Genomic DNA, 12,425 nt, shown 5'->3' on the forward strand with positions numbered 1-12,425 from the left:
CGCGCGATTTCAGACGACCCCTAATGCGGACCATGCCCGGTTTCCACAGGCCAGATAGAAAGGCGGCCATTGCGGACCGCCTTTCTTTTCAGTCCGACACCAGTCGGAACTTACTGCGCGGCCAACGCGCCGAAGATGACGCCGGAGAGGATGCCGACCAGCACATAGTCGTTGCCGACGCGGATCCACTCCTGGCCGCGGCCGGGACGGCGCAGGCCATAGCGGCCATAGTCGCGGATCGGCCGGTGCTGCCTCCAGCCGGAATATTTCTGGCCATTGCGCCAGTTGTTCCGCTTCACCACGACCTTCTTCATGAAGACACGCTTTTTCATATCCCGGTGGCCGCCGGGCTTCTGCCAGTCGACCTTGGTGTAGTTCGACCGCGGCGCGACCGGAGCGTTCATCGGCGCTGCCTGGCCGGTGAGCGAGGTGGCGGCCAGCATCGAGAAAGCCAGAGCGGAAAGAACAATGCGTTTCATTGGAAGTCTCCTTGGTTGTCGATGCCAGAGGAATAGCGGCCAGGGGATGAACCGAAACTGAACGCCGGCATTACAATCACGTAATGAATCCAGCTGCTTAGTCCGAAGATCTGAACATCATCGCAAGGAGCGGCGCCAACGCCCTCGCAGGTCCGGCCGATCCACGGCTCAAGCTCGTGCAACCATTTGCGGGCCCGTCCATTTTCCGACACTGGCTGTCGCCTCGCGGCGACCCCTTGAAATCGACAAATTTTTATTATCCGGCTAAAATATTCCGGCTATATTCCAAGGCTGCCATGACCATGATTCGTACCCTCGCCTTAGCCACCGGTCGCCATGCTGCCCGCCGCGCGCGCCATGCCGGCATGCAGGCGCCGCGGTGAGCGGCTCGGTCGTCCTTCTGCATCTAGCCGGCGCCGTGGCGCTGATGCTGTTTGCCACCCGCATGGTCAAGACCGGCGTCGAGCGAGCCTATGGCGACGTGCTGCGTCATCGCCTGCGCGCCACCATGCGCAATCCGATCACGGCGGTGCTGGCCGGCACCGGCCTCGCCATCGCACTGCAGAGCTCCACCGCGGTCACCTTGCTGGTCGGCTCCTTCGCTGGTTCCGGCATTGTTTCGGGCGCCGCCGGCCAATTGGCCGTGCGCGGCGCCGAGATCGGCTCGGCCCTGGTGGTCAAGCTGCTCACCTTCGACCTGACCTTGCTGGTGCCGCTCTGCCTGATCACCGGCACGGTGATGTTCATGGCCACCGAGCGGCGCGACTGGCGCCAGACCGGCCGCATCCTGGTCGGCATCGGTCTCCTGATCCTGTCGCTGGAGATGATCGGCCAGGCCTCGGAGCCGCTGCGCAACAGCCAGCTCATGCCGGTCATCATCAACTACTTCTCCAGCGATTCCATCACCGCCTATCTGCTGGCGGCGCTGATCACCTGGCTGTTCCAGTCCAGCATCGCGGCGGTTCTCTTGATGGCGACGCTTGCCGGCCGCGGCCTGATCAGCCCGGAACTGGGCGTCGTTCTTATCCTGGGCGTTAATCTCGGCTCGTCCATCATCGCGCCGATGCTGACCCGCTCGGCTGGCCCCGAAGTTCGCGTCGTGCCGATCGGCAATCTCCTGATGCGCGGGCTGGGCTCGCTGGTCATGCTGATCCTGTTCATGATCTTCAGGCCGCATGTGGGCTTCCTCGGAGCCACGGCGGCGAGCCAGATCGTCAACGCTCACATCCTGTTCAACGTGATCATCCTGCTCGCCGGCCTGCCGCTGGCCGGTTTCGTCTATCGTGCCTCCGAGAAAATCGTGGCGCTCGGTACCAAGGCGGCGCCGGCCGCTGCGCTCGACGTCGTCGAGCTTTCCGCGCTCAACGAAAGCGCGCTCGATGTGCCGAGCCAGGCCCTTGCCAACGCCACACGCGAGGTGGTGCGGGTCTGCGAGACCGTCGAGATCATGCTGAAACGCATCATCGAGCTCTATGAGAGCGCTGACTCCGACAAGATCAAGGCGCTGGCGGCCCTGGACGACCGTGTCGACCGTAGGCACGCGGCCATAAAGCTCTACCTCGCCAAGGTCACCAGGAATCCGATGACCGAAGACGAGGCGCTGCGTTGCCAGGAGCTGATCGGCGCCTGCGTCAAACTCGAGCAGGTCGGCGACATCATCGTGCGCAACATGCTGGTGCATGTGAAGAAGAAATTCGACCGCGGGTTGGAATTCACCGACGAAGGCTGGAGCGAATTGTGCGCCTTCCATGGCTCGGTGTTGGCCAATGCCCGGCTCGCCTTCAACGTCCTGGTCTCGCGCGATCCCGAGACCGCGCGCCAACTCGTGCTGGAAAAAGACCGGCTGCGCGACCGCGAGAAGGAAACTAGCGCCAGCCATTTTATGCGGCTGCGCGAAGGCACCGCCAAAAGCGTCGAAACCAGCTCGATCCACCTCGACACCATCCGCGACCTGAAGCAGATCAACTCGCTGCTGGCCTCGATGGCCTACCCGGTTCTGGAAGAGCGCGGCCTGCTCACGGGATCACGGCTGAAGGCGAGCTGACCGGCGGAAGTTTCCCGCAATCGCACCGATTTGGAACACGCTTCCATCATTGGGGAAAGAGCGCCAAACTTAGCCTTTGCTTATCCAGCCATCCGTCGGCTAAGCATCCGTTTCCACCGGGAGGAAATCGATGGATACCCATTCGCGCAGTTTCGCCAAGGCGCTTTCCTGGCGCGTGACCGGCACTATCGATACGATGATCATCTCGCTGGTGGTGACCGGAAGCATCAAGCTTGCGGCCGCGATCGGGGTGACGGAGGTCTTCACCAAGTCGCTGCTCTATTATTTTCATGAGCGTGCATGGCTGAAGATCCGTTACGGACGCAAGTCCGTGACCTGATGGGCTTGCGATCGATCGGTCCCGTCGAGAAAACCTAAACCGGCGACAAAAATTTCTGGATTGCCTGCTACGGCCATCCATGGTTTGAGCCCTGCATTCGGGGGTTCCTTTTCATGTCGCTGCCGCTCATCGCCCTGTTCATCGCCGCCTTCGCTTTCGGCACCACCGAATTCGTCATCGCCGGCGTGCTGCCGCAGGTGGCGCAGGGGCTAGGCGTTTCTGTTCCTTCCGCCGGCTACCTCGTCTCCGGCTATGCCTGCGGCATCGCCATCGGCGGGCCGCTGCTGGCGCTCGCCACCAAGAGCCTGTCGCGCAAGACCTTGCTGCTTGGCCTGGCCGTCATCTTCACCCTCGGCCAGGCGGCCTGCGCGCTGGCACCCGACTTCACCTCGATGCTGTTGCTGCGCATTGCCGTGGCTGTCGCGCATGGCGCCTATTTCGGCGTCGCCATGGTGGTCGCCGTCGGACTTGTGCGCGAGGATCAGCGCGGCATGGCGGTCGCCGTCATCCTGTCGGGTCTCACCGTCTCCAACGTCATCGGCGTGCCGGCCGGCACCGCCATCGGCAACATCTGGGGCTGGCGCGCGACCTTCTGGGTGATGTGCGCGCTGGGCGTGGCGGCAACGCTCGCCATCGCGGCCTTGCTGCCGCGCACCACCGGATATCAGGCCAGGGCGGCGAGCCTTGCCAGCGAAGTCCGCGTCCTGGCGCGCCAGCAGGTCTGGACTTCCTTGATCCTGATGCTGATGCTGATGCTCGGCCAATTCTGCCTGTTCACCTACATCACCCCGACGCTGCTGGAGGTCACCGGGCTCGATGAAAACCTGGTGCCCTGGGTGCTGCTGCTCAACGGCGTCGGCGCCACGCTTGGCGTCTTCCTGGGCGGCAAACTGTCCGACTGGAAACTGATGCCGTCGCTGATCACCATGCTTGCCCTGCAGGCGGTGACGCTGGCCATCATCTATGCCGTCAGCCCCTATCGCGTGCCGATGGTCGTCGCGATCATCGTCTGGGGCGGCCTCAACTTCGCCATCGGCACACCGATCCAGACCCGCATCCTGGCTTGGACGGCCGACGCCTCAAACCTCGCCGCCTCGCTCATCCCGTCCGGCTTCAATATCGGCATCGCGCTGGCCGCGTCGCTGGGCGCCGCCATGCTCAATGCCGGCTACGGCTATCGCAGCCTATCGCTTGTTGGCGCCTTTGCGATGGTCGTCGCTGTCATTGTGGCTGTCATCTCCCATTTCTGGGAACGGCGCAGCGACATCAGCCCGCCGGTACCGGCGGCCGCCGGATAACATGGCAACGACAATCGCCGATTTCGGCCTGACCTGCGGCACCTTGCCGGCGGGCACGTAAAACGCGATCACCGATGTGCCTGGCGTGCGGCGGTCACTGCACGTTGCGCGACGGCGACATCAACACCGGCGTGACCGCGATCCTGCCGCATGGCGGAAACCTCTTCCGCAGCAAGGTGACGGCTGCGAGCCATGTCATCACCGGCTTCGGCAAGACCGTCGGGCCGACTGGCTGCGCGACCAGCCCGAAAGGCGATAGGCGCGGAAAACGCCATCAGATGGCCGCCGGCGTGGAGTTTCCAAACGGCCTCTTACAAATCGATCCGGAACCGCAGGCTCTCCACCCCGCCATAGGCGGCGTCCTCGAAGAAGCGCTCGACGAGTTTGCCGCCATTGGCCAGGATCACCTTGTGCGAAGCCGGATTGCCGGGCTTGGCGGTGATCTCGACATGGGGCAGGCCGATCGCCCTCGCCTCGTCCAGCATCAGCCGCAACGCTTCGGTGGCGTAGCCGCGCTGCCGCTTCCAGGGCACGACGGCGTAGCCGATATGACCAAGCACTTGCGAAGGCAGTTCCGCCGTGCCCTTCTGCCAGCGAAAGCCTATCGAGCCCGCCGCCTCGCCGTCCCATATCCAGCGGCGGAAACCCGGCAAACGTGGCACCTGTGTCCCGTCGGGCAAGGCGATGGGCGGCCCCTTGGCCTCGGGATCATCGAGGCTGGCCAGGAACGCCACCGGGTCTTCCTCTATTGCCGCAAGCTGCTCGCGCGTCGCTTCCAGGAGCCGCACATTGTCCGGCGACCAGCCGCGTTCGAGCGCCGCCTTGTAGCTCGGCAGATGTTCAAGCGCCGGTTTGACGATCTCGACCATGATCGATGCCTCCTGAAAAACGCGGCAGGCATAGCCTTGGACAGCAGGGTCCTCAAGCCGCCTGGAAATGGATCTCCCCCCTTGTTCAGGAAGCAGGTCTGCTGAACAGCGACAGGTCGAGCGGATTGGGCAGCCTGATATCGCCGATATCGGGGACCGGTTTTTTCGACAATTCGTACGAACGGTCGACCTGCGCGATGAAGACCAAGATAAGCCCCCTGTCGCGCGCGAATGATCGTAGCCTGCGTATCTGGATCATCCGATCCGGATTTTCCCGCTTCTGGTCGAGCAATTGCAGGTAGTCGATCACCACCAGCGTGCCGGCCCCGGCCTGGGCTAGCCGCGCCACCATGTAGTCGGCCGAGATGACATCGGAATTGTCGAATTCGAACCGACCCTCGAATTGCCGTGGCTCGACCCCGATCGCGCGGAAGCGGTCGAGAATGTCCGCCTGCGTATATTCCAGCGTGAAGAACACGCTGCGCCGGCCGCGCCTCATGGCTTCGACCGCCAGTTCCAGGCTCATCAGTGTCTTGCCCTGGCCCGGCCGAGCGCCGACCAGCAAGAGGTCGCCGGGCGCAAGTTGTGCAAACAAGCTGGCGGCGGGTCCGGCTTTCGCGACCTTCGCCGCAAGCAGGCTCCAGCTCGCAAACCTTCTTGTGCCGCAATACGATCGAGCGCCTCGTGGAGCGGGATTTTCACCGCGCGGGACAACAGCCTGGCTTGACGCTTCAGATGATAGACGGGCCAAGACAGCCTCATCGCAAAACCTCCTGGTGCGAGCAGTCTTTGCAACCCCTCCTTATGCCTGGTGCTCGAACAGTCGGTGCGGTGATGGATGGCCCCGCATGAACGATGCTTTCCCGGCGGAGGGAGGAGGCGTGGGCCGCGCCAGAATCAGATCATAGCCCAATCGCGCCGGCTCGAAAATCCGGCGTTCGTAGATATGGAGGCTCCCGCCGCAAGCCTTGACCCGGCATGGCCGCTTATGGATGGTTGCGCGTTGGCCTGGTCTTTTCGCGCCTACTTTCCGGTGCGCTAAACAAGATGTGTTTCGCCTGATGGCGCGCCGCGTTTTATGATCGCCCTCGGGTGATTCCGCGGGGATCACAAACGGCTTCGACAGGAGAATGGGTCCGGTGCGGTTGAGATCTGTCCCGTTGGGTGTCGTTACGTTCCTCGGTCTCCTCGTCGTCGTCATGGCCTTGATGGCATCGGCCCGGTCCTTTGCCGCGCCATCGGCCATTCCGGCCTGGCTGGACGCCCATGTCGGCGATGGCGATGGCCAGATCTCACAAGTGGTGCTGGAGCGGGCGCGCGCGCTTTACCTGAAAAAGGTCGCGCAGGGCGTCGTCCGGAACCCCTGCTACTTCGCCATGGACGCCACCCGTCCCGGCGATTTGGGCAATGGCGTGCTCGGGCGCCGCTACTATGTCATATGCGAAGCCAGTCAGTCGTTTCGCGCGATTTCGTCTGGCCACGGCGGCGGCCGCAACCTGAAAGGCACGGTGGACTTCTCCAATGGCAGGCGCTGCGCCAGGAATTTCGGCAATGCCATGGATTCGGAACTGACCGCCGGCGGTCCCTACATGACCCGCGAGGCGAAAACCTCCTTCAAGGGCTATTATCGCATCGGCGCCAAACAGGACGTGGCTTTCCAGCGCACCTTCATCCAGTTCGACGGCGAAGGCGAAGCCGCCAATGCAAGGCAGCGCGTGATCGGCGGTCACGCGGCGCAGGTGCTGCGTGGTATGTGCCTGCGCAAGAGCCCGAACAGTTCCTATGCCGACCATGACGGCTTCGTGCCGTTCGGCAAGCTGGTGGACTATGCCGGCGGCCGCAGCAATGGCTGCACCAGCTGGTCGCCGGCCGATGCCAGGCAGCTCATCTCGATGGTGAAGGACAACCCGACCACGCTCTATATCTATCCGGAATCGCGCGACATCGCCGCCGTGGCAAACGGCCATTCCCGTTCAGGCACCTACTGGAACGCATCCTGCCTGAAGGAAATCGGCACGCCGAAATTCTGGCCGCGAACAACCCTCGAGCCGGTCATTGACCAGTACAAGAAGGACCATCCGGCGGCGCCGCCGCAGCCGCTGCCGATGTGCAAGGAGCCGTGAGATGGACCCACGGCACCCTGCTCCGGCTCAGTGCAGGAAATCGAGCACGACCTGCATGAACTCGGTGGGGTATTCCACGTTCGACAGGTGAACCGCGGGAAGCACGACAAGCTTCGCGCCGGGCACCGCGGTCGCGATCAACTCACTATGGCTCGCCGCCGTCACGGTGTCGTGCTGGCCGGCGATCACCAGCGTCGGCCTCGGGATCAACGCGACGGTGCGCCGAAGGTCGGCATCGCGAACCGCCGCGAACAGGCCGGCGAGGCCTTGCCGGTCGATCGCAAGCAACATGGCGCGGAATTTCTCGATGACGGGTTCGTTGGCCGCCATCATGTCGGCCGGGAACCAGTTGTTGAGGAACACTTCGGCGGTTTCCGACATGTCCGGCGCCTGCCGCACGACGGCGATCCGCTCGTCGAAATAGCTTGCCGGGGAGAGGTGAGATGAAGTGTTGCTCAGGATCAGCCGGTCGACCCGTTCGGGCGCGTGGATGCCGAGCCACTGCCCAACGAAACCGCCCAGCGACAGACCGAGGAAATGCACCCGGCCAAGGCCGAGCGCATCGATGAGTTCGATCACGTCGCGGCCAAGCCGGTCCAGCGAATAGGCGCCGACTGGCACGCTCGATCCGCCATGGCCGCGAAAGTCGTAGCGCAGAACGCGGAAATGCCTGGACAGTTCGCCGACCTGGCCATCCCACATGTGCAGCGTCGTGGCGATGGAGTTCGAAAGCACCAGCACCGGTTGCCCGGCGTCACCATCGAGGCGGTAGGCGATGCGCGTGCCGTCGCCGACGGTCACGTAATTCAGCTCATTCATGATAAGATCCTTTTGGAACGTTGAATGAGGCAAAGCGTAGCTGTGGCCGGGATTTGGTGATATTACAAAGATAGAACAATCTCTGTAACCAAAGCTGACATGGCCGAATTCACCTTGCACGACCTCCAGTGCTTCGATGCGGTGATCCGCAGCGGCGGCTTTCAGCCGGCCGCGGCCCTGCTCCATCGCTCGCATCCGGCGGTGTTCGCCGCCGTCGCCAGGCTCGAACGACAGCTTGATCTCGTCCTCCTGGATCGCGGTGGCTATCGCGTGCGGGCGACCGAAGCGGGCCTGTCGTTCCATCGACGGGCGCAATCGCTGCTGCGCGAAATGGAAGCGCTGCACGTCCACGCCGCCCAGCTGTCGATGGGCGAGGAAAGCGATATCCACGTCGTGATCGGCGACCTCTGCCCCCGTCCGCGAATGCTAGGCATGCTCGGACGGTTCTTCTCCCAGTACCCCGGCACGCGGCTGAATCTGCATTTCGAAGCCGTCGGCGGCCCGTGGGAGCGCCTTTTTGACGACAAAGCCGATCTCATCCTGCACTGGATCGACAAGGGCGACGTACGGGTTGAATGGATCGATCTCAGCAAGGTGTCGTTCATTCCCGTCGTCGCGCCGGGCTTTCTGCCGGAGCGCGTCGAACAACCGGTCACGCTGGAGAAGATGCAGGCATTCACCCAGTGCGTGATGCGCGACACCGCGACGCATTCGCCGCGACAGGACTACTTCGTGGTCGAGGAGGCGCCGCAATGCCTGGTCCCCGATCAGGCCATGAAGAAGGAAATCATCCTGCAAGGGCTCGGCTGGGGCCACCTGCCTCACTTCCTGATCGCGGAAGAGCTGCGCGACGGCCGCCTATTATCCATAGCCGGCAGTCATCTGCCGGGCCGCACCGACGAATTGGTGGTGGCGCGCCGCCGCGACCGGCCGCACGGGCCGATCGCCAATCGCTTGTGGGACCATATCCAGCAGGAAGCACCGGCATTGCGCCGCGCGTTGGAGCCTTCGGTCTAACAGCAAGCCTCCGCTTGGCGTCGAGTGGGCCGTGTTGGTAGCCGACGACGCGAGGGTAAAAGCTACTGCAACAACCCCTTGACGATGCCGCTGGCCTTGCCGAAATCCATCTGGCCGGCATATTTCTGCTTCAGCGCCGCGATCACCTTGCCCATGTCCTTCTGGCTGGCCGCACCGGTCGCCGCTATCGCCTCGCGCGCCGCCGCCGTGACCGCCGCATCGTCAAGCTGCGTCGGCAGGAAGCCGCGGATGATCTCCATCTCGCCGCGTTCCTGCGCCGCCAGTTCCGGGCGCTTGCCGTCCTCGAATGCCTTGGCCGATTCCTCGCGCTGCTTCACCATCTTGGCCAGGATCTGCAGGATTTCCTCATCGCTGGCGGGTTCCTTGCCGGCACCGCGATTGGCGATGTCCCGGTCGTGGATGGCGGCCTGGATCAGCCGCAGTGTCGGCAGCCGGTGCTTGTCCTGCGCCTTCATCGCGGTCTTCAGGGATTCGGCGATTTTCACGCGCATTGCTCTCTCTCCTTCGGTCGGCGCGGACAATAGCGCCGGGGACAGGCCAACGCAAACCAGATATTGTGGATCAAGCCTCTGATATTGCTTGATGAAATAAATCGCGGCCGCATTTCGCATGATCATTGACCGCCCTGTCCCCTTCCCCTATGTACTGGGCCTTGCATGAACTGAAGCTTGGGTGCGTGGAGGCCGCGAATTCGCCGCTTCGCGCCGTTTGCCGCGCCAACGCCCGCAGGGCTATGGAAGCGCGCGGCTTGATAGGAGTGCCGCCATGGCCGAGATGACGCCCGCGCTGACCCCACCTTGGGCCACCGAAAAGCCGACCGCCCTTCTGGTGCTGGCTGACGGCACCGTCATCGAGGGTCGCGGCCTCGGCGCCACCGGCTCGGCGGTCGCCGAGGTCTGCTTCAACACGGCACTTACCGGGTACCAGGAAATCCTCACCGACCCCTCCTATGCCGGCCAGATCGTGACCTTCACCTTCCCGCATATCGGCAATATCGGCACCAATGGCGAGGACATCGAAGACCTCAACCCAGCCGCCCGCGCCGGCGCCGTCGGCGCCGTGTTCAAGGCCGATGTCACCAACCCGTCCAACTATCGCGCCGCCGGCCATCTCGACCAGTGGCTGAAGAGACGCGGCATCGTCGCGCTCTCGGGCATCGACACCCGCGCGCTCACCGCGCTGATCCGCGAAAAGGGCATGCCCAATGCCGTCATCGCGCACGCGCCCGACGGCGTCTTCGACCTCGACGATTTGAAGCGGCGTGCCGCCGCGTGGTCGGGCCTGATCGGGCTCGATCTCGCCAAGGAGGTCACATCGGGGCAGTCTTCTGTCTGGCGCGAGACGCCTTGGGTGTGGAACGAAGGCTTTGGCGAACAGGCCGATCCGTCGCTGCACGTCGTCGCCATCGACTACGGCGTCAAGCGCAACATATTGCGGCTGCTGGCCGGTCTCGGCGCCAAGGTGACCGTGGTTCCGGCCAAGACTGGTGCCGAAGAAATCCTCGCCATGCGGCCCGACGGCATTTTCCTCTCCAACGGCCCCGGCGACCCGGAAGCCACCGGCGACTATGCCGTGCCTGTCATCCAGGACCTGCTCAAGACCGACATTCCGGTGTTTGGCATCTGCCTCGGCCACCAGATGCTGGCGCTGGCGCTGGGCGGCAAGACCGCCAAGATGCATCAGGGCCATCACGGCGCCAACCATCCGGTCAAGGATCACACCACCGGCAAGGTCGAGATCGTCTCGATGAACCACGGCTTTGCCGTCGATGCCGACTCCCTGCCCGCGGGTGTCGAGGAAACCCATGTCTCGCTGTTCGACGGCTCGAATTGCGGCATCGCGCTCACCGGCCGCCCGGTGTTCTCGGTCCAGCATCACCCCGAGGCCTCCCCCGGCCCGCAGGATTCGCACTATCTGTTCCGTCGCTTCGTCAACCTCATCCGGCAAAAGCGCGGCGAGGAATTGCTGGTGGAAAGGGCTTGAGAGGCGTCGCGCCGCCCCTCACTTGCCTCCGGCTCATAGCTGGGCTCCATCTTCCACTACATCGTTCGTGACAGTCATGACCGTCGCCGGCCTAGCCACCTTGGTGACGAAGACGATGACCGCCAGCACCAGGAAGCATGCACCGACCAGATAGGGCGCGCCACCGAAGGTGACGGGCGCGCTGGGGCCGGTGAACCAGGAAAAGATAGCGGTATAGAGCAGCGGCGTGATGATCGATGTGATCGAAAAGATCGAGGTCATCGCGCCTTGCAATTCGCCTTGTGCCGAAGGGGGAACCTTGGCTGCGGCGAGGCTTCTCAGCGGCGGATCGGCCAGCGCTTCCAGGCAGCCGGCGACGATCACCGCGTAGACCATCCAGCCTTGCGAGGCGAAGGCATAGCCGAAGGCGCTGGCCGCGGTGAACGTCAGGCCGATGACCGCAGTCCTCCACTCGCCGAGCCTTGGGATGACGCGCGGCAGCACCGTGCCCATGATGATGGCGCCGCACAGGCCGAAAGCGCCGAGCGAGAAGCCTATCTGCTGCTCGCTCCAGCCGTAGCGGTAGTTGGAGACGAACGACCACACCGCCGGATACATCATGTGGCCGAGCGTCATCAGGAAGAAGACCAGCCCAATCCAGCCGATGCCCTGATATTGGCGCATCTGCAGAAGCGTGCCGACCGGGTTGGCGCGTTTCCACTCGAAGCGGCGGCGGTGCTTTTCATCGAGCGTTTCCGGCAGGAAGAACATTGCGATGAGGAAGTTCACGAAGGCGAGCCCGGCGGCGAAAAAGAACGGCACGCGCGGTCCGAACGTGCCGAGCAATCCGCCCAGCACCGGCCCGATGACGAAGCCAACGCCGAAGGCGATGCCGAGCAGGCCGAAATTCTTCGCCCGGTTCTCGTCGTTCGAAATATCGGCGATGAAGGCCGACGTCGTCGAATAGCTGGCGCCCGAAATGCCGGCTAGGACGCGACCGATGAAGAGCATCGGATAGGACCAGGCGATGGCGCAGATCAAATTGTCGATGGAGAAGGTCAGCACCGAGGCGAGCAGGATCGGCCGCCGCCCGAACCGGTCGCTCAGGCCGCCCATGATGGGCGCGAAGAAGAACTGCATGGCCGCATAGACGAAGAACAGCCAGCCGCCTTCGATCGCCGCTTCGCTGATGCCGACACCGGTCAGTTCCCTGAGAAAGGCAGGGAGCACCGGCATGATCATGCCGAAACCGATGATATCGAGCAGCAGCGTGGTGAAAACCAGCGCAAGGCCCCGCTTGGCGGTTTTGGGGTCGATCATGCTGGGTCAAGCTCCTCTGGCCGCCCTTGGGCGCGGGCGGACGCACCTTATAGGCGAGCCTGCGCGAAGGAACAATGCGAGAACAGGCAGGATGCTTTGATCCTGACACTCCCTGACGGCGTCTTGGCCGCCA

General features: G+C 63.6%; 11 protein-coding genes and 2 pseudogenes. 7 read left to right on the forward strand and 6 right to left on the reverse strand.

Going from position 1 to position 12,425, the window contains the following annotated elements; all coding sequences use genetic code 11:
• Positions 1–110: 110 nt before the first annotated feature.
• Positions 111–479 (reverse strand): RcnB family protein, encoded by a 369-nt coding sequence (locus AC3CB8_RS26500; RefSeq protein ID WP_023770151.1) that lies wholly within the window; start codon positions 477–479, stop codon positions 111–113.
• A gap of 379 nt (positions 480–858) precedes the next feature.
• On the opposite strand from AC3CB8_RS26500, the gene AC3CB8_RS26505 reads away from it, so the two are divergent.
• The 4 genes and pseudogenes from AC3CB8_RS26505 to AC3CB8_RS26520 form a co-directional block, all read left to right on the forward strand.
• On the forward strand, positions 859–2,523 hold the full coding sequence (locus AC3CB8_RS26505) for a Na/Pi cotransporter family protein (protein WP_352564621.1): 1,665 nt from the start codon (positions 859–861) through the stop codon (positions 2,521–2,523).
• 130 nt (positions 2,524–2,653) lie between these two features.
• Positions 2,654–2,863 carry a DUF2061 domain-containing protein gene (locus AC3CB8_RS26510; RefSeq protein WP_023770153.1) on the forward strand — a complete coding sequence of 70 codons (210 nt, stop codon included), beginning with the start codon at positions 2,654–2,656 and terminating at the stop codon, positions 2,861–2,863.
• A 113-nt stretch (positions 2,864–2,976) separates the two neighbouring features.
• Positions 2,977–4,161, forward strand: coding sequence for an MFS transporter (locus AC3CB8_RS26515; protein ID WP_352564619.1), 1,185 nt, complete (start codon positions 2,977–2,979; stop codon positions 4,159–4,161).
• Positions 4,162–4,228: 67 nt separating this feature from the next.
• A pseudogene (locus AC3CB8_RS26520) lies at positions 4,229–4,385 on the forward strand (P1 family peptidase); the annotation flags it as partial.
• 87 nt (positions 4,386–4,472) lie between these two features.
• On the opposite strand, the gene AC3CB8_RS26525 reads toward AC3CB8_RS26520, so the two are convergent.
• Both AC3CB8_RS26525 and AC3CB8_RS26530 read right to left on the reverse strand, forming a co-directional pair.
• Positions 4,473–5,030 (reverse strand): GNAT family N-acetyltransferase, encoded by a 558-nt coding sequence (locus AC3CB8_RS26525; RefSeq protein ID WP_352564617.1) that lies wholly within the window; start codon positions 5,028–5,030, stop codon positions 4,473–4,475.
• An 80-nt stretch (positions 5,031–5,110) separates the two neighbouring features.
• Positions 5,111–5,792: pseudogene (locus AC3CB8_RS26530) on the reverse strand (DNA helicase); the annotation flags it as partial.
• Positions 5,793–6,169: 377 nt separating this feature from the next.
• On the opposite strand from AC3CB8_RS26530, the gene AC3CB8_RS26535 reads away from it, so the two are divergent.
• Positions 6,170–7,153, forward strand: a complete 984-nt coding sequence (locus AC3CB8_RS26535) for a hypothetical protein (protein WP_023781515.1) — start codon at positions 6,170–6,172, stop codon at positions 7,151–7,153.
• A 27-nt stretch (positions 7,154–7,180) separates the two neighbouring features.
• Here AC3CB8_RS26535 and AC3CB8_RS26540 read toward each other — a convergent pair whose 3' ends face one another.
• Positions 7,181–7,972 carry an alpha/beta fold hydrolase gene (locus AC3CB8_RS26540; RefSeq protein WP_352564614.1) on the reverse strand — a complete coding sequence of 264 codons (792 nt, stop codon included), beginning with the start codon at positions 7,970–7,972 and terminating at the stop codon, positions 7,181–7,183.
• Positions 7,973–8,071: 99 nt separating this feature from the next.
• On the opposite strand from AC3CB8_RS26540, the gene AC3CB8_RS26545 reads away from it, so the two are divergent.
• Entirely contained in the window at positions 8,072–8,989 is a 918-nt protein-coding gene (locus tag AC3CB8_RS26545; RefSeq protein WP_352564612.1) for a LysR family transcriptional regulator, read from the forward strand.
• A 62-nt stretch (positions 8,990–9,051) separates the two neighbouring features.
• Here AC3CB8_RS26545 and AC3CB8_RS26550 read toward each other — a convergent pair whose 3' ends face one another.
• Positions 9,052–9,501, reverse strand: coding sequence for a GatB/YqeY domain-containing protein (locus AC3CB8_RS26550; protein WP_352564610.1), 450 nt, complete (start codon positions 9,499–9,501; stop codon positions 9,052–9,054).
• A gap of 274 nt (positions 9,502–9,775) precedes the next feature.
• On the opposite strand from AC3CB8_RS26550, the gene carA reads away from it, so the two are divergent.
• Positions 9,776–10,993 carry a glutamine-hydrolyzing carbamoyl-phosphate synthase small subunit gene (carA, locus tag AC3CB8_RS26555; protein ID WP_031251996.1) on the forward strand — a complete coding sequence of 406 codons (1,218 nt, stop codon included), beginning with the start codon at positions 9,776–9,778 and terminating at the stop codon, positions 10,991–10,993.
• Positions 10,994–11,026: 33 nt separating this feature from the next.
• On the opposite strand, the gene AC3CB8_RS26560 is transcribed toward carA, so the two are convergent.
• Positions 11,027–12,292: a TCR/Tet family MFS transporter gene (locus tag AC3CB8_RS26560; protein ID WP_023770162.1), complete on the reverse strand. Its 1,266-nt coding sequence runs from the start codon at positions 12,290–12,292 to the stop codon at positions 11,027–11,029.
• Between the last annotated feature and the right edge of the window lie 133 nt (positions 12,293–12,425).

The sequence above is a fragment of the Mesorhizobium sp. P160927 genome, assembly GCF_057766385.1.